The 24,382-nt window shown below is 54.7% G+C and carries 19 protein-coding genes and 1 pseudogene; 10 read left to right on the top strand and 10 right to left on the bottom strand.

Annotated features, from left to right (window positions below):
* Nucleotides 1-72: 72 nt before the first annotated feature.
* Nucleotides 73-636 carry a hypothetical protein gene (locus HB393_RS18160; RefSeq protein WP_213806607.1) on the bottom strand — a complete coding sequence of 188 codons (564 nt, stop codon included), beginning with the start codon at nucleotides 634-636 and terminating at the stop codon, nucleotides 73-75.
* Nucleotides 637-1,424: 788 nt separating this feature from the next.
* On the opposite strand from HB393_RS18160, the gene HB393_RS18165 reads away from it, so the two are divergent.
* The 5 genes from HB393_RS18165 (at nucleotide 1,425) to HB393_RS18185 (ending at nucleotide 7,071) form a co-directional block, all read left to right on the top strand.
* Nucleotides 1,425-2,354 (top strand): DmsE family decaheme c-type cytochrome, encoded by a 930-nt coding sequence (locus HB393_RS18165; protein ID WP_213806608.1) that lies wholly within the window; start codon nucleotides 1,425-1,427, stop codon nucleotides 2,352-2,354.
* Nucleotides 2,355-2,466: 112 nt separating this feature from the next.
* Entirely contained in the window at nucleotides 2,467-4,614 is a 2,148-nt protein-coding gene (locus tag HB393_RS18170) for a hypothetical protein (protein ID WP_213806609.1), read from the top strand.
* 40 nt (nucleotides 4,615-4,654) lie between these two features.
* Nucleotides 4,655-4,975 (top strand): cytochrome c, encoded by a 321-nt coding sequence (locus HB393_RS18175; RefSeq protein WP_213806610.1) that lies wholly within the window; start codon nucleotides 4,655-4,657, stop codon nucleotides 4,973-4,975.
* 65 nt (nucleotides 4,976-5,040) lie between these two features.
* Nucleotides 5,041-5,592, top strand: a complete 552-nt coding sequence (locus HB393_RS18180; protein WP_213806611.1) for a ubiquinol-cytochrome c reductase iron-sulfur subunit — start codon at nucleotides 5,041-5,043, stop codon at nucleotides 5,590-5,592.
* A 12-nt stretch (nucleotides 5,593-5,604) separates the two neighbouring features.
* Entirely contained in the window at nucleotides 5,605-7,071 is a 1,467-nt protein-coding gene (locus HB393_RS18185) for a cytochrome b N-terminal domain-containing protein (protein ID WP_213806612.1), read from the top strand.
* A gap of 378 nt (nucleotides 7,072-7,449) precedes the next feature.
* Here the strand turns inward: HB393_RS18185 and HB393_RS25350 are convergent, their stop codons facing one another.
* Nucleotides 7,450-7,803 (bottom strand): hypothetical protein, encoded by a 354-nt coding sequence (locus tag HB393_RS25350; protein ID WP_255551306.1) that lies wholly within the window; start codon nucleotides 7,801-7,803, stop codon nucleotides 7,450-7,452.
* On the opposite strand from HB393_RS25350, the gene HB393_RS18190 reads away from it, so the two are divergent.
* Nucleotides 7,778-8,662, top strand: coding sequence for a catalase family peroxidase (locus tag HB393_RS18190; RefSeq protein WP_255551308.1), 885 nt, complete (start codon nucleotides 7,778-7,780; stop codon nucleotides 8,660-8,662). The genes HB393_RS25350 and HB393_RS18190 overlap by 26 nt on opposite strands.
* Entirely contained in the window at nucleotides 8,659-9,216 is a 558-nt protein-coding gene (locus tag HB393_RS18195; RefSeq protein ID WP_213806614.1) for a cytochrome b, read from the top strand. Before HB393_RS18190 ends, HB393_RS18195 begins: the two co-directional genes overlap by 4 nt.
* A gap of 421 nt (nucleotides 9,217-9,637) precedes the next feature.
* On the opposite strand, the pseudogene HB393_RS18200 reads toward HB393_RS18195, so the two are convergent.
* Together HB393_RS18200 and HB393_RS18205 are read right to left on the bottom strand one after the other, a co-directional pair.
* Nucleotides 9,638-10,410 (bottom strand): annotated as a pseudogene (locus HB393_RS18200) (IS5 family transposase).
* 218 nt (nucleotides 10,411-10,628) lie between these two features.
* Nucleotides 10,629-12,743 (bottom strand): catalase, encoded by a 2,115-nt coding sequence (locus HB393_RS18205; RefSeq protein WP_345945293.1) that lies wholly within the window; start codon nucleotides 12,741-12,743, stop codon nucleotides 10,629-10,631.
* A gap of 175 nt (nucleotides 12,744-12,918) precedes the next feature.
* Here HB393_RS18205 and HB393_RS25355 point away from each other — a divergent pair, with 175 nt between their 5' ends.
* Nucleotides 12,919-13,080, top strand: coding sequence for a DUF3309 domain-containing protein (locus HB393_RS25355; protein ID WP_255551309.1), 162 nt, complete (start codon nucleotides 12,919-12,921; stop codon nucleotides 13,078-13,080).
* Nucleotides 13,081-13,185: 105 nt separating this feature from the next.
* Here HB393_RS25355 and HB393_RS25360 read toward each other — a convergent pair whose 3' ends face one another.
* Nucleotides 13,186-13,488, bottom strand: a complete 303-nt coding sequence (locus HB393_RS25360; RefSeq protein ID WP_255551310.1) for a DUF892 family protein — start codon at nucleotides 13,486-13,488, stop codon at nucleotides 13,186-13,188.
* Nucleotides 13,489-14,058: 570 nt separating this feature from the next.
* Nucleotides 14,059-14,604 carry a hypothetical protein gene (locus HB393_RS18215; protein ID WP_213806615.1) on the bottom strand — a complete coding sequence of 182 codons (546 nt, stop codon included), beginning with the start codon at nucleotides 14,602-14,604 and terminating at the stop codon, nucleotides 14,059-14,061.
* Between the two features lie 253 nt (nucleotides 14,605-14,857).
* Between HB393_RS18215 and HB393_RS18220 the strand changes: the two genes are divergently transcribed.
* Nucleotides 14,858-15,124: a low affinity iron permease family protein gene (locus tag HB393_RS18220; protein ID WP_213806616.1), complete on the top strand. Its 267-nt coding sequence runs from the start codon at nucleotides 14,858-14,860 to the stop codon at nucleotides 15,122-15,124.
* A 1,002-nt stretch (nucleotides 15,125-16,126) separates the two neighbouring features.
* Here HB393_RS18220 and HB393_RS18225 read toward each other — a convergent pair.
* Nucleotides 16,127-16,375: a hypothetical protein gene (locus tag HB393_RS18225; protein WP_213806617.1), complete on the bottom strand. Its 249-nt coding sequence runs from the start codon at nucleotides 16,373-16,375 to the stop codon at nucleotides 16,127-16,129.
* A 404-nt stretch (nucleotides 16,376-16,779) separates the two neighbouring features.
* Complete coding sequence (locus HB393_RS18230) at nucleotides 16,780-20,298, bottom strand: TonB-dependent receptor (protein ID WP_213806618.1); 3,519 nt, start codon at nucleotides 20,296-20,298, stop codon at nucleotides 16,780-16,782.
* A gap of 492 nt (nucleotides 20,299-20,790) precedes the next feature.
* On the opposite strand from HB393_RS18230, the gene HB393_RS18235 reads away from it, so the two are divergent.
* A complete protein-coding gene (locus HB393_RS18235) occupies nucleotides 20,791-21,189 on the top strand; it encodes a hypothetical protein (RefSeq protein ID WP_213806619.1) in 399 nt (132 codons plus the stop codon).
* 836 nt (nucleotides 21,190-22,025) lie between these two features.
* Here HB393_RS18235 and HB393_RS18240 read toward each other — a convergent pair.
* Nucleotides 22,026-23,300 (bottom strand): MFS transporter, encoded by a 1,275-nt coding sequence (locus tag HB393_RS18240; RefSeq protein ID WP_255551311.1) that lies wholly within the window; start codon nucleotides 23,298-23,300, stop codon nucleotides 22,026-22,028.
* Nucleotides 23,297-24,376, bottom strand: a complete 1,080-nt coding sequence (locus tag HB393_RS18245; RefSeq protein ID WP_213806620.1) for a tartrate dehydrogenase — start codon at nucleotides 24,374-24,376, stop codon at nucleotides 23,297-23,299. Before HB393_RS18245 ends, HB393_RS18240 begins: the two co-directional genes overlap by 4 nt.
* Nucleotides 24,377-24,382 lie beyond the last annotated feature (6 nt).

Consider the following 24,382-nt stretch of genomic DNA (forward strand, 5'->3'; position numbering starts at 1 on the left):
TGGCCCGTTGTAATGGCTTCTGATCCCCACACCCGATGGCGTATTGTGCAGGGAGCAAAGCGAACATCACAATCAGGCACCTTCCAGTTGTAATTTCTTAAAGCCGAGTCCGAGCTTTCGTTGATCGTCTTGTCGCGCATGAGATAGCGCTTCGGCGGCGCGTGCAAACTCTAACGCGCGACGATAGGCTCCATTCCTCAGAGTATGCTCTGCGTTCTTCCGCGAACTCTTGTAGAGCACAGCCAATACGCTGGATCGCTTCTCGAAATCTTCCCAGTGGTCTTTGGCGCGTTGGAGTAGCTCATCAAATTGCTCTTTGATCGCGCCTTCTAGTGCTGTCGAGACATCGCCACCACTAGAGCGATCATCGGAGAGCACAGCAAAGCTGAGATGTTCAGATGCCCTGAGCAGCTCGGCTGCACTCTTGTTGAAGCCGTTCTCAAGCTCATCCTCGGCTAGCTTCGTTAGCGCGTCAACCCCCTCTAGGGCAGGGAAGTCCAGAGACGCGTGGAGCACTTCCACGCGGCCTATGTGTTCATAGGCGCGGCGCAAATCCTTCGCCTCATGGTGCTTTCCATGATGATGTCCCGCGGCCTTCTTGACGGCCTTCTTTGCAGTTTTCTTTGGTGGTGGCATAACGAATATTCCTCCCTTCGCTTAAAAGTTCGATGCAAAAGAAAGCAGCCGCATCCCGGGAAAACGACAAAGGCTAGTTCGATAGTGCGGGGCGCGAAATTCTAGAGCAAGTCACCGAATCCTACTGTCCGAATTCCAATATGTCGGGGAAATCCGAAGGATGTTAGCTCTACTTCGGCTCAAGTTTGCAGGGTGGTAGTCTCCTCCGACTTGGTTATGACGCCCCGGGCAAAGCGGATCTTCGGGAGCAGCTCGCCTTTTGAGGCATTTGCCGAAACGATCTCGCCCCGAGTGTTCGTTCATTTCTCTTAGCAACTCTTCTTTGAGAGGAAGGGAGATGAGAATCTTGTCCATTTCGTTTCGCGGCAGTTTCGAGGGCGATCAGAAGCTCGAGCGGATAGATGCAAATGCGGAGCGAAGATCGGCCTCTCTCCATGAATCCTGTGTCGCTGCGAACCAAGAGATGGCGTATGCAGCAGACGGGACAGATTTCACAGGTTATTGTGACGGCCATCACAGACTTGTCTGCGCAAGGAGACGATTATGGAGCGAGAGAGTGAGTTCTGCCGTTACCGTGTTGACAAATCTGCATGCTCCAAGTGGGGCTCGCGATGGCGTCGATAAATGCAGTCTGGAATGAGCTTTATTGCACAGAATTCTCAGCGTGGTAGGCCCATACTCGCTGCAACTCCGTAACGCGGTCGAGGTGCGATGGCTTTTCCTTGTCAACAAACACAACTCGGAAAGGCGCAGTCTACGCGGAACTATGTAGCCTCCGGAGTGTGGCGATGAGACGCTGGTTGACTCTCGCGCTGCTGGGATTCGCTTTGGCGGCCCTGTTTCTAAAATCGGATGCTGTCAAAGCCGCGCCGCAAACCCAAGCAGCTCTTGTGAAGCCTGTCGACGCGGCACCTACCCCAAATAGTTTAGTCGGCTCCGAGACCTGCGCCCTATGTCACGCCGATCTATCGAAGAAGTTCGACTCGAATCCTCACTCCGCGTTAGCTCTTATGCATGGCGGAAAAGGAGTCACTTGTGAGAGTTGTCACGGTCCGGGGCAAGCGCATGTGGAGTCAGGCGGCGACAAGACTAAGATCTTCGATTTCCTAACCGCGACACCCAAAGTCGTGGACGCGAAATGCCTTTCTTGCCATCTCGGGACGCACGCGAACTTCGATCGTTCGGCTCACGGTTTGGCGGGTGTCGGTTGCACAAATTGCCACAGCAATCACAATGCCAAAACGGATTTGCACTTGCTCAAAATCGCCGAGCCTAAGCTTTGCTACACATGCCATACGGACGTCAAAGCATCCTTCTCTCAGCCATTCCACCATAAGGTGAACGAGGGGGTACTGGCTTGTAGCGATTGCCATAATCCCCACGGCACGCTACAGGATAAGCTTCTGCGGACCAGTGCGGATCAGAATGCCGTCTGTACCAAGTGTCATGCAGAGGCGCTAGGCCCGTTCGTCTATGAGCATCCGCCGCTCAAGACGGAAGGCTGTACTTCTTGTCATTTTCCGCATGGCTCGCCAAATCCGCGGCTCCTGACACGAAATAACGTTAACTCACTTTGCCTCCAATGCCATACGGCATCGATGAACTTTAGCGCACCAGGTACGCCGTCATTCCATAATCAAGCCAATCAATATCAATCCTGCACGACGTGTCACACCCAAATCCATGGCTCCAATGCCAACGTAGATTTCTTCAAATAAGGGAAGACCGCATATGACGAAATCGGTGCAGGCGCTGTCATATCTGCGAATTTTACGTTGTGGCGGGATTGTGACTTTGGCCTTGTGCCTAGCCGCTTATGGAGGCGGGTGTTTGATCGCCACGGCACAGGCCACTCCATCCTCCGCACTGATCGTTCCTCCTACTGCTGCGACCGCAGCACCGCCCACCGCTGCTCCGCCGACGCCTTTGGACAATATCCGTTACGGGTACGTCGTTCACCAATCAATCGACTTCGGTGGGCACATCGTATCGCGGTCAGGCAGTGGTTCGATGTACGACACCTTAGTGAACATCCAGTCTGGACCACGCATTCTGAATTTTTCTCTGAACCTGGTTGGAACGGGTCCAGGTCATATCCGGTTATTCGATCGATTGTCTACGGATAGCTTCGGCTATGGCGGAGATCCAAACAGCGTTTCCACCCTCAATTTTTCGAAGGGAAAGCTCTATGATTTCCGTGGAAGCTATCGCCGCGATCGCCAATATTCAGACTATGATCTGCTGGCGAATCCATTGATTCCACCGACTTCCACTCCATACATTCCCATTGTCGATTCCCCCCATCGATTCAACACCGTTCGACGGATGACAGATCTGAATCTCACCTTGGCGCCACTGGCGCGTTTCAGTGTCCGGATTGATTACGGTCACATTATCAGCCAAGGTCCTTCGTATAGCACGATCCACGAGGGAGCGGATGGTCTGCTCACCCAGTTCTGGCGTAATGGCACGGATACCTGGAGCGCCGGACTGGACTGGAAGGTTGACCCACACACCACGGTCAGCTACGACGAGTTCGTCATGCATTACAAGGGGGACACGCGATGGCAACTGACGGGTCTCAATAACGTGCTTCCGAACGGGACGCCGGTTGCTTTGGGAGTCGATCTCTCGTCAGTGTGGGCGGCTCCTTGCGCTGCACCGTTCAATGCGAATGGAACCGTCAACCCGACCTGCAATGCATTCCTAGGCTACAGTCGTTCCGCGCCGACGCGGACGCTATCGCCCACAGAGCAACTTCGCTTTCAGAGCGCTTCCATCCCCCAACTGAAGTTAAATGGGCGCATCCTTTATAGTGGCGCGACTAGCACCCTTAACAACTACAACGAGATCTTCAACGGCCTCACCTCCCGCTCTGCGCTTCGGCAGTCGGTTGTCACGGGTTCTGCACGAATACGGCGTATCAATGTGAATGGAGACCTTAGCGCGACGTGGCAGATCACGCCGAAGCTCTCTGCGACCAACACCTATGATTTCTGGAATTTTCGCGTACCTGGGACGAACTCGTTTTCCGAGACCGACTACACCGGCACAACACTGCTCGCTGCTCCTGGTGCAGCCACTACGACAACTACCACTGACCACCAGTTTCTCAACCAAAAGAGCAAAACCGACACCTTTCTCTTTGCCTGGGACGCAACGTCACATGCTCGGTTGACAGCAGGTTTCCGTTATCGGAGTCGCATTATCACAAACGCAGGAGGGGAGTTCATTCCAATCCATGAGGATTGGGCGCTGTTTGGAGCAGCATTGAGACCCACTCCTTTGTTGCGCGTTAACCTCAACCTCGAGGCCATGTATGCAGATAAGTCGTTTACCCGCATCAGTCCTCGACAAATGCAGCATTACATCGTGCGAACCACTTACAAGCCACATCCCTGGCTCACTATGGCTGGAACGATCAACATTCGTGAGAGCCGCGACAATGTCGAGACGGTCAATCATCTCGAACACAATCGAGATTTTTCCTTCGGAACCTCGATCTCACCCAATGAGCGATGGTCGATAGACCTCAACTACTCATATGATGACGTCTTCTCCAGCACAATCTCGTGTTACGCTTCTACTCCGACACCGCCCAACGCGGGAGTCGCGCCTGCCGTTTGCATCGCGGCCGCTACCCCATTCGCGAATACCGGCTACTACAACGCTCCTACGCAGTTCGTTGCCTTCGGGCTTATGGCTAACCCCTTCAAGAGAGTCCATCTTGGCGGCGGCTATCGGGTAAGTGCGGTCAACGGGACAACGGACGCGATCAATATTCGCCAGGTTCCCGGATCGCTTCGATCCCAATTTCATACGCCTTACGCGAATTTAGCCGTGGATATCGCCCCCAATTGGAGCTGGAAGGGAGATTACAACTACTACGGTTATGGAGAAGGCGGCCCCAGCGGTCCCACTCTCCCGCGCAGCTTTCATGGCAATGTCTGCACGCTCGCTGTTCACTATGCGTTCTAACCCGATTCCTAACTTTAGGTACTGAAAAGGAGATTCAGCTATGTCGTTCCCTCTTATCGCAACCGTCCTTATGACGACACTCTTCGCTATTGATTCCAGCAGCGGAGCTCAAAGCCCAGCTGCCAATCCCTATGCTGCTAAGTGCCAGATGTGCCATGGCGCAACAGGTCTGGGGGACACCCCTGCTGGGAAAGCCATGGGTGCCCGTCCATTCAATTCTCCCGAAGTCATTAAGGAGTCCGATGCAGACTTACTTGCAACGATCAAGAACGGCAAAGCAAAGATGCCGGCCTTCGCCGGTAAGCTAACGGATTCGGATATGACCGTTCTGGTGGCTTATATACGTAAGCTGCAAAAGTAAATATCGACGCAATATCCGGCGCAGGCAAGCCGACGGAACGTGGTTAAACGGAATGGGAGAGATGGATGGAAATGACAACTGAAGCAAACGAGGAAGTCAAAGGACCAACACCGACAGGGCGAAGATCTTTTGTGATGGCCATGTTCGCGGTGAGCGGAACTGTCGTGGGAGCTCTGCTGGCAATCCCACTCTTCCGTTTCGCCACTTACCCATTGCGAAAGGATGAGAGCGACGCATCGTGGTCGGATGTCGGTCCTGTGGCAGACTTTGCCTCGCTTACCGCACCGGTCGCCAAGACTATTACGTTGGAGCGCCGAGATGCCTGGCAGACCACCTCTTCTCAGACTGCTGTGTATGTCTTGCCAGCCAAAGGCGGTTTGCTTCGCGTTCTGTCGCCGATCTGTCCCCATCTAGGCTGCTCCGTCCGCTGGGAAGACGAACAGAACAAGTTCATCTGTCCGTGCCACTCCGGCTCGTTTACGGCGGAAGGAGAGCGCCTTGGAGGACCACCACCTCGCTCGATGGACGCACTCGAGACAAAGGTGGAAGACGGCAAGCTGAAAGTCCGCTACCAATACTTTCGTCAACTGGTTTCTAACAAAGAAGCGATGGCTTAGGCGAGGAGAATCATGACCAAGCAACCAACACCGGAGCCGAACAGCAAGTCCGATCTCGTCGGACGCCTGGATACCTGGCTGGACACTCGTACTGGTATCGACTCCATCCTGCATGAGTCGCTTGATGAGCCAATTCATGGAGGGGCAAGTTGGGCCTACGTCTTTGGCTCTGGGCTGCTCTTCCTTTTCATGTCGCAGGTCATCACGGGAGTGTTTCTGGCACTGTATTACGTTCCTTCGGCTGACCACGCGCATACCGTCGTCTCCTACATTGTGAAGGTCGTGTCGTCAGGATCGTTCATCCGCAGCATTCATGCTTATGGATCAAGTGGCATTATCATCTTGCTCTGCCTGCATATAGGCCAGACGGTGCTTTATGGGTCTTATAAAGGACGACGAGAACTGCTCTGGCTCTCCGGCTGTATTCTGATGGCGCTGATGCTTGGCATGGCCTTCACCGGATATCTGCTTCCGTGGGACGAGAAGGCCTATTTCGCCACGGCCGTCGGGACGAATCTCATCGCCGAAGTTCCGCTGATCGGCCCAATCCTGCAGAAGCTCGTGCGCGGTGGGGATCAGATGGGTACCTTGACGATCTCCCGCTTCTTTGTGCTGCACGTCTTCGTTCTGCCCGGGATGCTGATCGCCTTCATCGCGGGCCATATCTTCTTCTTTCGTAAAGCGGGGGCCGCAGGACCAATCAAAGAAGATCCGGTTACTCCACGCCTTCCGTCCGTTCCGTTTTATCCGCGCCAGGTGCTCATGGATGCGGCGTTTGCCGTCGTGTTGATTGGTATTCTCGCCATCATTGCGAAGACGATTCCCATGGACCTGGGGCCTGCGGCGAATCCCGCAGACACCCACTTTCTTCCACGTCCCGAGTGGTATTACCGACCTGCGTTTCAATGGTTGAAGTATCTCAGCGGAAGATGGTCCCTGGTGGGCGGCATTATGCTTCCAGCCCTGCTCGCGCTTATCTTTGCTGCCGCTCCGTTTCTCGACAGGCGTCTGGAGCGCCGCCCCTGGAAGCGCCCAATCTCCGTGGGCGCGTTCCTTCTCTTCTTGATCGCTTATACGAGCCTGGGAATTGCAAGTTATCGAGATGACTATAGCGATCCGGTGATGGCCGCTCAGATGCATACACAGGATGCCGATGCACACGCCTTCATGGCTAAGCCCTTTGTTCCAGAGTCCTCTGCAGGCAGTGTTTCTACAAATCTGATTTCGGCTAGTCCTGCGGTTGTGAAAGGGCATGCGCTCTTCCAATCTCAATCCTGTAACTCCTGCCATGGGGAAGGTGGCGTCGGCACAGCAGCGGCGGGCCCACTGACTGGCGTTGCTCTGAAGTACACGGAAGCGCAGTTGAACGCAATCCTCCATGCACCAGACAGCAAGATGATCGCTGGAGGAATGCAGTCTGTGGATCTCAAGCCGGAAGATCTTAAGGCGTTGACCGCCTATCTTCGCCAGCTTCACTGAGGGCGATGAAGCAAGGTGCGATCAAAATGGGCAGATAACATGCGGAAGGGAAGCTCGAGATGGCACCAAAGTTTCCTCAGAGGCTAGGCCAGCCGTTCTTCAATGGTTCCCGGGACAGTTGTTTGGAAAGGGAGTTATTCGCAAGTGGCATTGGCCTGAATCCCGGACGAGGTCCCCAGCGAGAAACCAATTGAGCGCTTAGTTTAAATCCCATCAGATTTCATAATGCCTGATCATTTCTTTTTTTTCCGCCTTTTTATGCTCAATGCGATTCGCATAAAATTGCTAACCTAGTGAGTGCGGTCTCCAGTTCTGGTCGCGATAGCAGAAGCCTCGAATCCCTCGCCTGGCATTAGTAGGCTTTCGCCCAAAACCGAGTCAAATTTCATTGAGATCGGATATAGTTTTCTTCACGATGCGTTGAAACAGATGACAGGCGAACGTTTGAGCCGCCTTCACCGTGTACTTGCACGTTGAGTCTCCAGCTACGTAATCGTTGTAGAAGAACAGAATCGACTGAAAAGAGGTTTCAATGCCCCAGTCACCCTTATCACCAGGAAATTTGCCGCTTACGCGGTTGTCGGTCATTGCTGCGGTTGTCGGCGTGGTGGTCATTTCTTTTGCATATACGGCGGGATGGCTCACGCCTAAGCGGTTGACGCCAAAGAAGCTGGTAGCTTCTCTGGCGCCTCCGGGAGGCCCGGCATTGGGCCACCGTCGCAACCATGCCAAAGGCATCTGCTTCACCGGCACATTTGAAGCCAACGGTAACGGCTCGGAGCTCTCCAGGGCGCAGGTCTTTGTGGCTGGCCAGTATCCGGTGGTGGGACGCTTCAACCTCGCCACTCCGAATCCGAATGCCGCCGATGCAATGGTGCGTGTGCGTGGCATCGGCATTCGTATCACTCCGCCGAATGGGCAGGAGTGGCGTAGCGCCATGATCGACGCGCCAATCTTTCCCGTTTCCACGGTACAGGATTTCTATGACCTGCAAATGGCCTCGAGCAGCAAGGAGCCGGATGCAATGAAGAACTTCATCGCTGCGCATCCTGAATTCACCACGTTCCTGGGCTGGGCTAAGAGTGCCCCCTGGACAGGAAGCTACGCTGAGGAGCGTTACAACAGCCTCAACTCCTTCGTGTTCATTGATAACTCCGGAGCCAAGCACACCGTACGCTGGTCCCTGGTTCCTGCAGCGCAACCCGTCTCCATCTTGCCGGATGAGTTGGCCAAACGCGGCCCCGATTTTCTGGATCAGGAGATCACCCAGCGTGTTGCTTCCAGCCCGCAACGCTGGAGCGTGGTAGTAACGCTCTCCAACCCCGGCGACCCCACCGCAGACCCCAACAAGGCGTGGCCTGTCGACCGCCGCACAGTGGATGTCGGCACGCTCACGGTGCAGCAGATCGAGCCGGAAGCCGATGGCCCCTGCCGCGACATCAACTACGATCCGACCGTTCTTCCCGCCGGCATTACGACCTCGGACGATCCATTCCCCTCCGCCCGCTCAGCGGCTTATTCCCGATCCTATAACAGCCGCACAGCCGAAGAGAAGTACTATCCGCGTAACGCGACAGGAGGCAAGCAATGACAACGAGCCGCAAACGCTTCACCGCACCGCAGCGACTGCTCCACTGGCTCATGGCAATCTGCATTCTGTCCATGCTGTTCATCGGGGTAGGCATGGTCTCCACCGTCACCAGCAAGTACCTGACCTTGGTGCAGATTCATAAGCCGCTCGGCATTGCCATTCTGGTGCTGGCGCTTATCCGTCTATCGCTCCGCTTTGTTTTTCATGCGCCAGTGTTGCCAGCCGACATGCCAAGGCCGATGAGGCTTGCTGCAGAACTATCGCAATACGTCCTCTACGCGCTAATGATCGGTATGCCGCTGATCGGCTGGGGTATGTTGTCCGCGGCCTCGTACCCCGTGGTTCTGTTCGGTAGCGTGCATCTGCCATCCATCCTGCCCGTAAGCCCCAGCCTGCATACGCTGCTGTGGCATGCGCATTATTATCTGGCCTTTGCCTTCTTCGCAACCATCCTGATGCATGTCGCAGCGATTCTCTTCCATAAGCTGATCAGAAATGATGGTGTGTTTGAGGCAATGGCCCCTGTGCTCACGCACGACGAGTCAGAGATCTGATTGGTGAGCCCGGATGGTATTTGGATCGGCCGGGTTTTTGGCACGGTGCGTGTGGGCCGCAGCATGCTGGGCCGGCGGCGTAGCTGCCTTGATTGACTTCGCCATGACCAGTAGTCGAGAAGATCCTCATACCTTGGCTCATCTTGGTGCGATTCACGCCAACCTCTGGATGGCGAAGTCTTGTCTCGAAACTGCCGGTCGAGAGAGAGAGATTGACGTGGAACCGGAGAACCGCGTGGCGGCACAGATTCGTGCATTGGAATTGCGTCACGTCATCGATCGGGCTTGCACAGACACGCTGCAGCGGTTTGCGCGAGCCTACGGCCCACACCCTCTCTCAATGAATCAAGATGTATCCCGGCGCTACCATGAAGCTGAACTATATCTGCGCCAGTCTCATGGGAAGCGAGATCTTGAATCACTAGGCAGTATCGACATATAGCTGAAGGTGGAGCCATGAGCAGGCGAGTGCGACGAGAGCCTTGAAGTTGGTTTTGAGTTTTTCGTACCTCGTGGCGAAGCGTCGAAAGTGTTTGAGTCTGGAGAAGCATCGTTCGATGCGATTGCGCTGCTTGTACAGTATTTTGTCGTACTCGCGTTGTTGTTTACGGTTGCGTTTGGGCGGGATGACGGCGGTCGCTCCCATGCCGACGATGTGCTGAACGATGGCATTGATGTCGTAACCCTTATCGGCCAGCACGGCCTCAGCCTTGTGTTGTGCCAGCAGGCCAATGGCCTGAGTGCAGTCGTGGACCTGACCGGCAGTCACGGCAAAGTCCACCGGCAAGCCCAACTCATCGGCAAGCAGATGGATCTTGGTCGTCAGACCTCCTCGGGAACGCCCCAGAGCCTTGTCTTCGCCCCCTTTTTGCGGCCCGTGGCCGCTTGCTGGTGAGCCCGTACGATGGTCGAATCGATCATGAGGTACTGGTTCTTGCGATCGCGCAACAGCTCGTGAAAGATCTTCTCCCAAACCCCGTTCGCCGCCCAACGGCTGAAGCGCTTGTGCAGGCTCTTGTACTTTCCGTAGCGCTCCGGAAGATCGTGTCAGTGGGCACCGGAACGCAGAACCCACAAAACTCCGTTCACGAAAAGACGATTGTCAGCTGCAGTGCGGCCAACGCTTTTAACCCGCCCAGGAAGAACATCCTTAACCCGTTCCCATTGCACATCGCTCAACTCGTAACGACTGATCCCCATAAAACAAGAACAACAAATCCAGCACAAACTGCAAAGTCTATATGTTGATACTGCCTAGCACGACTAATTCGGGCTCCGTTGGAACCCACAGAAATTCGCTAGACAGGAATATCGAAGAAACATAAGAAGGCCCCTTTAATTAGGGGCCCTCCAGGTTGAACGGGCAATTCGCGCAATAGGTTACGTGGAGGGGCTGCCCGGTCGGAGTCGCGCTAGTACACCGTTCGAACGGAAGGCTCCCTTTCCCAGATCCGCCCTATCGCAGCTTGATTGAGGAAACGCTCTGCGGCTAACCCGTTCTTGCCAATCACTACCCCTTTGTCGGTCACGACTCCAGCTTTGTCCAGCAGAGGCTGAGCTTCCGATGTAGCGCCGATTACCTTCAAGTGGGAAAATGCATCATGAACAAATGCAACGGCAGCAGCTTCAGTCGACAGGGTGGAAGCGCCGTCCGCAGAGAGTGCCAAGAAGATACAGTCGAAGAGGACCGACGGACCGCCAGCCAATTGGAAGTCAGCGTCAATGACTGAGCCATCCTTTGCGACTGCCCCACCTATCTTCGGAGCAATGATCTTGAGATCGGCCCCTGCCTTCTTAGCAGCTTTACCAAGGCCGACCACCGTGGCGGCATCGGTACCGTCGGCAATCAAACAACCTATCACCTTGCCTTCTAATGATGTCTTCGCCTTTTTTAGAATGCTTAGAGCAGGAGATTCGGGAAGGTCCGTGCGCGCTGGGACGGTTGTAGCGACCTTTTCAATTTTTCCCGGCATACCGAGGCCATCAGCGACTCGCTTTGCTATCCCCATATCCACATTTGCAAGTTGTCCGAGCATGCGAACACGGACATCCTTCGTTTCTACTTTGCTGAGCTCAAAGATGAATGCGGAAACGATGTGGTTCTGCTCCGTTTCAGTTTGCGAGAAGAAGAATTGACGCGCCTGGCTAAAGTGATCTGCAAACAGTTCAGGACGGACCCTCAACTTATCCCCTTCAATATGCTCCTTTGCCGAAGTGAAGCCGGTGTCTGGGTTCTCTCTTGCGGTGTTCGGCTCGAGCGAACTAGGCGAATAAGAGACACGCCCCGGAGGGGTCTGAAACTGCATATGTCCGTCACGTTGAAAGTTCATCATGGGACACTTGGGAGTATTGATCGGAAGCTGCGCAAAATTGGAACTTCCCAACCGAGAGAGCTGTGTATCGAGATACGAAAAGTTACGTCCCTGAAGAAGAGGATCGTTGGTGAAATCGATACCGGGAACCACATTCTGGGTCATGAATGCGACTTGCTCCGTCTCAGAAAAATAGTTCGTAGGATTGCGATCGAGGACCATGCGCCCAATGACGCGAAGCGGAATCTGCTCCTCAGGGATGAGCTTGGTCGCGTCAAGTACATCGAATTCAAACTTGTTCACGAAATCTTCGTCGAACAATTGCACTGCCAACTCCCACTCTGGGAGTTTGCCATCGTTGATCGAATTCCAAAGATCACGGCGATGATAGTCAGGATCTCCGCCACTGATCTTCAAGGCTTCGTCCCAGATAACCGATTGGAGCCCAAACTTCGGTCGCCAGTGGAATTTGACGAACGTTGTATCGCCAGCGGCATTGATCAGACGGAAGGTATGCACCCCGAAACCTTCCATATTCTTGAAGGAACGCGGGATAGCACGGTCCGACATGATCCACATCAACATATGCGTACTCTCGGGCGTCAGGGAAACGAAGTCCCAGAAGGTATCGTGTGCGGTTTGCGCCTGCGGAAATCCGCGATCCGGTTCCTGCTTCGCTGCGTGAATCAGATCAGGAAACTTGATTGCATCCTGAATAAAGAAAACGGGGATATTGTTTCCGACCAGATCCCAATTTCCTTCCTGAGTGTAGAGCTTCACCGCAAATCCTCGAACGTCCCTGGCCAGGTCAGAAGAGCCGGCGTTTCCTGCAACCGTCGAGAAGCGAACGAAGACCGGCACCTTTTCGCCAACCTTGCTGAGGACGCGTGCCTTCGAGACTTTCTCAAGGGAATCGGTAAGCTCAAAGTATCCGTGAGCCGCCGCACCCCTCGCATGAACGATTCGCTCGGGTATCCGTTCATGATCGAAGTGATTGATCTTTTCGCGGAGAACGAAGTCCTCAAGAAGCACCGGGCCGGGGCGGCTCGTGTTCGATAATTTGAGTGAGTTCTCGTCGTCCGAGATCGGCTGCCCTTGCTGGGTCGTTAGTTCGGGATGTGTTCTTCCACTGAATTGGTGGAACTCGCCACCGTTGCCAGTTCCCTCGCTGATCTTCTTTGCAGTAGGTAGTTTTAGATCCGATGTCTTCTTCACTGTAATCCCCTTGGACCGGATAGCTTCAGCGCGGAACAAGGCCAGCGTGAGGTCGACTCCGATAGTTCATGAGATGCCAAACCTTCAGTTAGTATGTCTGGACGCCGATGGATATTCGACTCGTTCTTGGGCCCATGCGGCGTCCCTCAGTCTGCGGCGTGCTAGACTTTCGGGCATGCCTCTTATCATCATCCTTATTCTCTTGTTGGTGCTCTTCGGCGGCGGCGGATACTACATGGGGCCCGGAATCGGCTACTACGGCGGTGGCGGCCTCAGTCTTATTCTCGCCCTCGTGGTTATCTACCTATTGTTTGGCAGAAGTCGAAACCGATTGTAGACAACCGAAAGTGAAGCATCACGCAGACAAAGCGGCCTCCTGAAGGAGGCTGCTTGAACACGTCATTGCGTGCTATCAAGGCGGATTTCTTGAGGTCCGGAGCCGCTATCGCCTCATCCCCTTGCTCTTTAGCCAAGTATTTCTCTTTTCCGGTCTATCGGCTTCCGCGCTTTGCTTCATGGTTGGAGTGCCTGCTACGGTGAACTTCTTTGCAGTCGCCAACTCCTCTTTGAGGTTAGAGTGAAGCAGTTTGATGACCTTCGACATTCCCAATGCCGTCGCGATGGAGATACAGTCCTCATAGTCGGCTATCTCATAATGCTCGGTGCGTAAGGCAGCCCCAATTAGGCCAGCATCGAATGAAGCGCCTTCCTCTTTTTTTTCGAGAGCGTCTTTTCCCCTTTCCATGCCACAACCTATCTCCTCTTGGTTTGGGACGTTCGGAAACTTGCCCATTAAGCTATAGCTAACGGAGACAGCTCGCCTGAACTCCAGCGACAGTTCGATGAAACGAATGCCTCATGGGTTAGCCGTTCGAATCAATTGAATGAGATCAATGACTAAAGATCGCAATCAGGATGACGATAGGGATGGGTACGCCGAGTAATAGAAGCAAGATGGAACGCATGGAAACTCCTTTTAAATTCGTTTTCTTGTGTTTGCAAGCAGGACTTCGTGTTTGGATCTCAAACGGTTACAACATGATCCCGTTGCCTTCCCCCGATGGCTGGCACAGAAGGCGCCAATCAGCAGTGCAATAAAAGTCCAAAGCAAGGTATATGCGGCCGCCTTACGGGCAGCCTCGGCAGACGCTTTAGCGTTTGCAAAAGTATCTGAGACTCTCGTATCGGCCTCACTCTGACTCATGCCGGTCTTCGACATTACCAGTTGATCGAGATAAGTCTTATCGGGTGCAGAAAGATCGCCTTGCTTCAAGGAGGTCGCAAAGATGGTGGCCGCTTCCCGGGAAACTGAACTTCAGGCTTTGAACCAGTAGCACGAAAGAGAATCCACGAAGTAGGCATTGAGCCCGGATTCGATCGGTTGGCCTGCATTTGTAACAGCGGCTGCATTCTTATTCGGTGCTGAACCCACAAGAGAGGTGGCAGCGGAAGCCAGAAATGCCGCTGTCACCACCAATGCAACTGCCCAGGCTAGAAAACCGTGTGCTGTATCTCGGAAGTAGACTTCATCCGTATGAATGCCCATCCACTTCGTTCTCAATCTCCCAGCCAAATAGCCACCCATCGAAGAACTTAGGATCTGAGTAAGGATGAGCCAAAGAATAGCCGCGGTCCCAATGGCAGATGCAGAAGCGCCCACACCGGACCACAGGGAGACGGATGCGAGTCCCAATCCTGTGCCGAGCGCCAAAAGGATGAGCGAAAGGGCAGCAGTTACAACACCACCAGCGAGGACGGCGGACCAGGTAACGCCCGAAGAGTTGGCTTCGCGGCTTCCTGGATATTTGTAATCAACAAGTTGATCGTCGACCAGTAAGTTTGCGTTTCCTGCGTGTGCCATGATTTCTCCATTCGCCAATTGGCTACTCTATAGTTGTTCGATGCAGACAACCGGCGGCCTACCGTCCGCCCAGGAAAATATACTCCTGTCCTAAGAGGGGACGTTTTAGGACAGAGGGCGGCGAATCAAGGCAACTATGCCTGATTTGGGTCAGTGTCCTAGTGTCTTCGCCATAGTTTCTGCATTCGCGCATCCAATAGGATGCTGGCTTCGGACCAATTACATCTCGGCTTCTGCAAGTCACAGAGGGTCAATGAAGATTCCCCCCACAGAAGCGCAGACGAGAAGCGCCAACGACGGATTCGGACGATTCGCAGCGTCAGCTTCAGGCTGGTTGGGTTCGAAATGGGCGTTTGCCGGGGCCGGAATGGCGATCATCGTTTGGGCTGCCATCGGGCCGATCTTTCATTTCTCGGACACATGGCAACTGGTCATCAATACAGGTACGACCATTGTTACTTTCCTGATGGTTTCCTTTTCACGCGCAGGGAAGTATGTTAGCAACAACACCGAAGGATGAATACGGAATGGCTGTCTACGAACAAGCCCGAGCACCTTACTCTCGGTCTTCGAGGCAGTCGACCCGAACACTCCTGGCAATTCAATGCTCCGCTTGCCCAATGACCCACCGGTATTGCCGATTAATTCGATTTTGGAGTTGAGATCCAATTGATGCCACCGACAGGTTGTTGTGTCAGGCGAGGCTACATCGTCGCCGTCTTCCTCGAGGTGGTTCATCCGATCGCCGCCGGTTGATGCCAACGCGAGTTCGCTAAGAACTGCATGCTGGCCCCCAACCGCACTTCACTTGTGAGATTCCTACCCAAATTGAGTAGGGCTGATCCGCCACGGTCAGCCCTCCGCCCACTGCTTATAGTTGGTAGCATTTTGGTAGCAAACAACGCCCAGAATGCCGGTTTTCACCCGCTCAACCGGTAGATAACTCCTTTAGTATCATCGACCGGCACATTACATTACATCTTCACACGGTGGAAGTCGTAGGCTCGAATCCTGCTGTTCCCACCAGACCTAAGGTCATGTATAGCCAGAAATTAGAGACGGCTAAGCGATCACAGAAATACTCAAAATTAGGGCACTAAAAGGCACTGAAGCGATGGTAGCGTCCACCCGCGCCTGCAGTCGAGCAAAAAGAAAGCCCTTGCTTCCGGTGGGGTTTGTGGTTTAAAGGAGCGAGAGTTAGCTGGCCTTGGGTACAACAAACAGACTGCCGACATGCCCCTCCTGTGCAGTCCTTTTGGCGTCGGCTCCAGCTTGTTAATACAACTCCAATGTGATCGAGGAGTTGACATGGCGGAGGAGTTCTTGAACCACTTTGACGTCCTCGCCCTTAGCTTCGGCGGAAGGTATGCCAGCCGATCCGCTTGGTGATCCCTGCCGCTAAAGCGGCTGACTGGACGTAATTTTGAAGTACCTCGCTTAGCCAAACAGGTGCCTTCCTTGGCTGCTGAGGCAAATACCGAATGGTCGTCGGCTGGGTATAAAGACTTGTCTCTCCATTCGATTAAGGCTCGGCCAGATCCTGCGGAATGGGAACTTTTTTGCGGCCACCCTCAGTCTTCAGGCGCGTCTGCATCTGCCTGACATACCCCTTTCCAATCTGAGCCATAGCCAGTCTAAAGTTCCCTAATCTCAGAGCGCGAAGTCCCGTCACCGCTGCGATCAGGACCGCAATCCGGTGCATGGGATCGGTCAGTCGGGCGAGGATCGCTTGCATCGGATGCAGCGCAGGGAGCAGGTGAGCGCGGGCCATCTTTACGGCTGTTTTTCGTGGATGTCGAGGAAATTTCCAGCATCGATGGGAGCCCAGAGGGCTCAAGGGAAATTGGTGAATGTAGCGCGTCCATGTGGGTCAATACCTGAGGGCTGTCTGCCTTAAGGGGTAACAGCCCTCAAAATCATCGATCAAGTTTAAATATTCTGCGGAAATAGGTTTGACGGTTCACTTTTTCTTCTTAGGCTCTTTGGCGACCACGGTAGTCTCAATGCACCAGCTTCATTGAGTGCTTTCTCCGTGATCAGTCAACTGGCCAGATACTTTCTAGCAATTTGAGATTGAGCCGTGGAACTTATACCTTCAACGATCCCCAGATGTTTCATGCGTAACCCTGGGGGCACGGACTCTTTCGAGTCCGTGCCTTTTCTGTTGAGGGATGGTTAGAAGTGGTACTTGACGGAGAGCTGCATCTGACGCGGGTTGGACCGGATCGGATTGGCTTGATTGATGATGTTGCCGAATTGGTTGTCGAGAATGTTGTTCTGCGGATTGCCGAGAAACGCGCTGTTGAGCACGTTGTCGGCATCCGCGCGGAAGTTGATCTGGTGCTCGTGCCAGACGGTGAAGTCCTTGGTGACCGAAGCTCCATACGTCTGGAAGCTCGGCGCACGTTCGGAGTCGGGAGAAGCGGTACCAAAGGTTCCGAGCGCGGGCTGACCGTATGCGCAGATGCCGTTGTCAACGCCAGGCGTGGTGCAAGGAACTGCGGATGGGTCCGTACCAAACCAGTTCTTGATGGAGCGATTGACAACCTTCAGCGTACGATAATGATTCGGGCGCTGAGAGTTGCCGTTAACAGCCGAGTTATTATTTGAGGTACTGATGTTGACGGGGAAGCCGGAGTAGGCAACGCCGGTCATGCCGACCTTCCATCCGCCCACTACTTCGTTCAGAGCGCGCGGCATGTTCGCACCGAACTTGCGGCCGCGGCCAAGGGGAAGATCGTAGACAAGGTTGAAGTTGAGGGCGTTGCGGACGTCCTGTCCGGTCGGGCCGTATTCGTTGTGGAGGTTATAGACGTTCTCGGCGTAGGCGCTGGATACGCTGACGCTAGGGGCGCCGTAGAAGCCTATGCTGTTGGTCATGGCGCGGCTATAGGTGTAGTTTGCGGTGTACTGCAGACCGTGGGCCAGACGCTGACGGAAGCTCGCCTGCAGAGCGTTGTAGTTCATCATGGCGTTGGAGTCTGTGAAGCGGATGACTCCGGTGTAGCCGACGCCGGGAGCGTCCTGGAAGGGGGCCTTGGGGCACCCCGCTGGTTGTGGCTGTCCGGCGCTCGGAAATGCTTGAACGACCCCATTGAGGACGCACGGAGCCTGGAGCTGGTTTCTCTGGTTGGCGGTGATGAGGTGCTGTCCAGACTCGCCCAGATAGCCGATCTGGAAGGAGGCGGTGTTGCTGATCTGGTACTCGAGGGTCAAGCTGTACTCGCCGATGAAGGCGGGCTTGATCTTTTTGTTCCAGACGTTATAGACGACACCGCTAGCTCCGCCGGTGGGGTTCGGGATTCCGAAACCACTCTGGACGTTGAAGAACTGACCAGGGGTTCCGGCCACGGCATTGGGCTGAACACCGGTGGCCTGATAGGAGCCCTGGAAGGGAAGATTGGTGGTCATGCGGAGGTTGGCTCCGGTGCCTTCCATGAAGTTTTGGATGCCGTATCCGCCGCGGACGACCAGGCGAGGTTGTGCCTGCCAAGAGAAGCCGATACGGGGCATCACGCTGCCGTAGTAGGGATCGACGAGGGCGCGGTTGTAACCTGCGGCCTTAGCCTGCGCAGAGCCAGCGAGCAGAATGACCGAGGGGTTGTTGGGATCGATGGTCGACATCTTATTGTTGACCTCGTAGATGGGCTGGATGTACTCGTAGCGGACACCGATGTTGAGGGTGAGGGTCGAGGCGATCTTCCAGTCGTCCTGAGCGAAGTAAGCGTCTCGCCAGGAGCGCATTCCAACCGGTCCGGAGACGCCGCCCTTGCTGACGAAGCTGGCGCGGTTCAGGACGAAGTCGGCTCCGGTGTATCCGCCGCTAGTTCCATTCGACGTGCCGGCCCCAAGGAAGTAAAGGCCTCCGAGGGAGCCGTCGTTTCCGGGGTAGAAGTTGTTCTGTTGTTGACGCAGGAACTGGGCACCGAACTTGAAGGTGTGCCGGTTCTTGGACCATGTGAGGTTGTCTCCATAGAGGAAGGTGTTGAGGGTGAAGTTGGTACCGAGGTTGGCGTTGCCGATGAGGGTGAAATCGCTCGATCCGTTGGAGGCCGAGAAGCCCTGGGGGCTATTCGAGTTCTGCATGCCCAGAGCGGAAAAGCCAGCAAAGGCCTGTGCCTGAGGGTTATTGGAGCCGATGCCGAGGAGGCTGTTGCCGTTCAGGCCAAAGGCGCCGCTGGGATCGAGCAGGACCGCCCCGTTGTCCTGGATACGGCTGTAACCGGCACGGAACTCATTGACGAGCGAGGAGTTAAACTGGTGGACCTCGTTGATGGCCACACCCCGGAAGGGAAAGGTGGGGGCGCTGTTAAAGCTGGTGATCAGGGCGCTTTGGGTTGTCTGGCCGCTATCATCCTGCGAGTAGCGCACAAACATGTTGTCCTTCTCACTGATCTTCCAGTCGACCTTCGCATCGAACTGGTCGCCGTAGTTCCGCTGCTTCTGGAGACCGTGGTAGTTGTTTTGGGTCGGCGAACCGGGGTTTGGAGCGGCGTTGGGAAGCGGATAGAGCTCCGGATGAGCGAAGAGGTATTGTGCTGCGGGGTTGGTGACTTGGATCTGGTTGTTGGCGTAGGCGGGAAGGCCAGGCTGGGTTGCGTCGTAGAGCTGAACGGTCTTGCCTGCGCCCATGATGGCCGGGTTCAGGAGTTCCGAGAAGTCACCATTGCGCATCTTCTGGGTATAGACGCTGGCCACGGACTGACCGCCGGAGTGGAAGCGGCCGCCCTGATAGTCGACGAAGAAGAAGAGCTTGTCCTTCACGACGGGGCCGCCGAAGGTTCCGCCGAAGAGGTTGCGGGTGTAGGAGTTCTTCGCAACGCCAGTAAAGTTATTTACCCAGCTATTGGCGTCGAGGTTGAAATTTCCGAGGAAGTAGAACATGCTTCCATGCCAGTTGTTTGTTCCGCTCTTGGTCTGATAGAGGATGTCGCCGCCGTTGACGTTGCCATACTCGGCGTTGGCGTTGGCTGAGATTACCTGGACCTGGCCGATGGCGTCGACGCTCGGGTTATAGCCGATTTCGTCGTCGAGGGTCTGGTTAATGTTCATACCGTCGAGCAGGTACTGGTTGGCCTGCTGGCGGTTGCCGTTGACGGAGACGGAGGCGTTGCTACTGCCACCGTTGGGGTTGTTTCCGCTCAGCGGACCGGAGACGGCCGCGTTGCTGACGAAGCTGTTGGGCTGGGTGCTGACGGAGCCGGGAAGAAACATCGTGATCGCGGTCAGGTTACGGCTGACGAGAGGAATGTTCTCGATCGCCCGGCTATCGAGCGTTGTGGCGAGGGTAGGGTTCTCGGTGTTGAGCAGCGGCGCGATCTCGGCTTCGACCGAGACCTTCTGCTGCTGGCCTACGATGCTCAGGTGGCTGTCAATCTTGGCGTTCTGGCCGGTCTCAAGGGTGAACGGGCCATAGATCGAGTCTCCGAAGCCGGGGGCGCTGACCGTGACCTTGTAACGGCCGATCTGCAGAAAGCGGATGTTGTAGATGCCGTCGCCGTTGGTTGTGGTGTCGGTGTTGACGCCGGTATCCGCATTGCTGGCGGTGACTTTGGCGTTGGGGACAATGGCGCCCGACGAATCGGTGACTGTACCGTTCACACTTCCGGTAATTGTCTGTCCCCAGGAAATAGCGGAACAGGCCACCAGTAGGAAGGCGATCAGAATACTGAGAGCGATAGATCTTCGTTGCATCTTTAGTCTCCTCAAAAAAAACTGCTTGGCTATTGGCCGGGTGGGAAAGGCATCACGATGCGATGTGTGTTTCTCCCAGCCTTGTTTTGTCTTTTTGTCTTTGGACCGTGAGAGCGGAGTCGGGTTGTCGGCCCGGGTCTCTCGACTCGCTACCGGTGGGATCGTGCTTTCAGCTGCATTGCCTCCTTGAGAGAGTTCTTTCCTGTATGCAGCGAAATCGCCTGAGCGGGATTCTGCTGCATTATAGGGAAGTAAATGACATTTTCAAACTGACTGGAGAGCCGTTGTCCATTGAAACACCGGGCAAGGAACCTGGCACGATGCGGGAAGAGGGCGCGCGGCTCCAGCGGCGCTCGGGTGCGACTGGTAGAGGGTCGAATGGATCGGTCGCCCCAAGGCGTCTCCGTATAAAAACGTCAGATTGCGAAAGATCGGACTGCAAACTCAAACGGCGCGCACTTGGACTTTTCAGGCGCGAATGGACATGGCGTGGTGGAAGATGTTTGGGCTAGTAGCGCCCTTCGCTTCCTGGAGGGAGGGATAGAGTCCCTGCTCTCCGTAGTACAACTGGGACCAAGAAGAGCAGGCGAGTATGTTGAAGTCGGGGTAGCTGGTGTAGCAGTCCTCGTACTGCTGATTGTGGTAAAGGGGACCCTTGTCGGTGAGGTGGGCGTCAGGGTAGAGGGTGAGGTTGGTGAACTCAGGACGGTTGATGGCACTGCCGTAGGAGTCGACGGCGAGAATGCTGCCGACGTCTTCTGCGGTCTCGGGGGCGAGGTACTTATAGATAAGCCGGGCCTCGTCGCGGGTGAATCCGCGGTTAATATAAAAACAATTGCTTCTCAGTGGATCGATTTCAAACTATCGAAGATGTTGCGTCAATCGGGCTAATGTCTGGTATTTTTATAGGTCAAATGACCTATATTCGCTTCAATGTTTTCAATGAAATTCAATATTAATGAGGTGTTGAAGATTTATGGCATGGAGAGCGCTTATTTCCCGCCGCTCTTGCCACCAGATAGAGCGGGAAGCTCAGGGCAGCAATGAGCAAGGAGAAGGTTAGGGCCCGGCTGGTATCCGGCCCAGGCGACGGCCACGATGAGGACGATGTAATACAAAAACAGGCCGGGGTGGTCTCAGAAACGGATCTTAAGTACGGTAAGCATTCGTAGTGGGTCTGAACTTACCGGCGCGGATGCTGGCGCTGTTGCGCCAGGTATTCTCCGGTCAGGTTGATATGCTCCCGTCCCAACAGGGAGAAATATTTAACAAATCTGAATCCCTGTCTGCTCGTTTTCCCCGCAAGGCATGGGTAGTACGCGATGGTGGGTGCGGTAAATACGACAGCGAGCCGAGGGAAAAAGTGACGATGATTATCCTACCGATGGTTCCTGCATGCCCAAAGTTCTGACGGTGGCGCAGGTAACCTGAAGGATTCAGACACGCATCGACGTTGGCGACGACGCAGTTCATAGAGAAGGTGCAACTGGGTCGACTGTCGCGTGAGCCAGCCGTGAACCATCTCGCAGCGATCAATAGACTTTACTTCGCTGGGCCAGCAGTAGGCTTGTCTATAACGGCGAGCACCTTGTAGGTTTCGGACTACGTCTTCTTGCCATCCAAAGCGAGGGCATAGCGCCTTGCAAGGCTTCGCGAGGAAGCTCATGTGGATGGAAGCATTCATTGACGCTTATACAAACAAGTGAGCTTTGGAAGATGACACTTCATCAATCCACATAGACTTCAGAGGTCCTGGAAGTGTCCTGAAGGAAGCTCTTACCGCGGGCCTCTGGACCGAAGTAAAAAAGCACAAGAAGAACAGCAACAACGCATGTTGCGAAACCCGCGAGTGCCAGTTGATATCCGAATAGGTCGCGAAGCTTCAATTCTAGGATCGTTGCAGGAGAGGCAACCAGGACGCCGAGCTGATATACGAAGCCTGGGAAAAGACCGCGAAGGGAGGCTGGACATAGCTCGTTGATGTGGGCCGGTATAACACCGAATGCGCCCTGTCCTCGTAGCTGCATCAGGCACGAACCCAAAACCAGAACAAGCACGGTGTTCCCAAAGGCCCAGGCAGGAATGGAGATAAGGCACAATACGAGCGAGAGCATGATGGAATAGCGTCGTCCCATCCACTCAGAGAGGGAGCCGAAGAGAAGAGCTCCCCCAATTGCTGCAATGTTGTAGAGGATAGGGACGGCATACAACGCGTTCATGCCTGCGATTCGCTTGCTACTCATGCGATGAGTCGATTTGAGAAAATCGGGATAAAGATCCTGTGTCCCGTGCGAAAGACACAACATAACGGACATAAGAATCAGCAGGTAAATAAAAATGCGTCCATGCGGCAGCATTGCATGAAAGATCTCTCGAACAGAACTTAGCTTTTGTGCGCCCCAAGCTCCGGACTCCGGGGCAAGATATGTCAGTAGCGCGACGAGTAGAGCCACTGGAGCTCCTAGAAAAAAGAAGACCCGCCACCCGTGTTGCAAAGTTACGACCTGGATAGCGACAGCCGCGCAGAGATATCCCATAGGATAGCCCCCCTGCATCATCCCACTCAACAAGCCGCGCATTCGAGGTGGAGCGCTCTCCATTGCGTAGGATGCTCCGATACCCCAGAATCCTCCCATGCCCAATCCATAAAGCGCACGCATTATGACGAAGAAGGTAAAGCTTGGAGCAAGTCCGCTCAGCACCGTCACCGCGGAGAAGTAAAGCACGCAGCCGATCAGTGGCCACTTACGACCGTATCTGTCTGCGAGGGCGCCAAAAAATAAAGCGCCAAGCGGCCTCATCGCCAAGGTTAGCGTCAGGGTGTAAACAACAGCCTCTTTGCGTACATGGAAGTGCGCCGCAATTAGATCGAAGAGGAAGATCAGGATAAAGAAGTCGAACGCATCCAGAAGCCACCCGAAGACACCTGCGCTGACAGCCAGTTGCCAACGCTTGGTCTCGACTTCGGGTATGGCCAGATCCTTGTAGTAAGTATCTATCAATCGAGGTCTCCTAGCGGAAGCTCCAGCGAGTCCACGATGCCGTCGCTCAGCGTCTGAGTGGTACCGTTGCCCCCCATGTCGGGAGTCAGAAGTTCCCGCCGTTGCAGCAGGACATGTTGGATCGCCTTAAGAATATGATCTGCAGCTTCATGTTGCCCCAGATGATCCAGCATCATTGCGGCAGACCAGATCTGCCCGATGGGATTCGCGATTCCCATACCCGCGATGTCAGGAGCAGACCCATGGACTGGCTCGAACATGGACGGAAAGATCCGTTCTGGGTTGATGTTAGCGGAAGGCGCGATCGCAATCGTACCTGTAACTCCAGGGCCTAAGTCCGAGAGAATGTCACCAAATAGGTTACTTCCTACTACGACGCTGAAGCGCTCCGGTGACATAACAAAACGCGCGGCAAGAATGTCGATGTGGTACTGATCCGTTTTGACGTCCGGGAACTCCTGACTGACCGCATGGAAGCGCTCGTCCCAGAACGGCATGGAGTAAAAGAGTCCATTCGACTTAGTTGCGGAGGTGACATGGGGGCGCCCCAGTTTGCGGGCAAATTCGAATGCGTAGCGGAGGATTCGATCTGTTCCACGGCGTGTAAAGATTGCTTGCTGTATTACAGTCTCGCGGTCAGTTCCGGCGAACATTCGTCCACCTACTTGCGAGTACTCGCCTTCTGAGTTTTCGCGCACGACCCAGAAGTCGACGTCTCCTGGTTGTGCGCGAATTGGAGCCTGTACCCCGGGAAGCAGCCGTACTGGCCGTAGATTCACGTATTGATCGAACTCCCTACGGATTGGTATCAGAAGACCCCATAGCGAGATATGATCGGGAACTCCGGGAAATCCAACCGCGCCGAAGAAGATGGCGTCGTGATCGCGGAGCCGCGCAATGCCGTCCGCCGGCATCATGCGCCCGGTCTTCTGGTAGTACTCGCAGCTCCAATCGAAGTGCTCGAAGACGTACTCGATCCCGAAAAGGGAGCCGACACGCTCCAGGACACGGAGACCTGCGGGGACGACCTCATTCCCAATACCGTCCCCGGGTATGACTGCGATGTTGAACTTCATAACACC

The sequence above is a fragment of the Granulicella sp. dw_53 genome (assembly GCF_018449545.1).
GTDB lineage: Bacteria > Acidobacteriota > Terriglobia > Terriglobales > Acidobacteriaceae > Edaphobacter.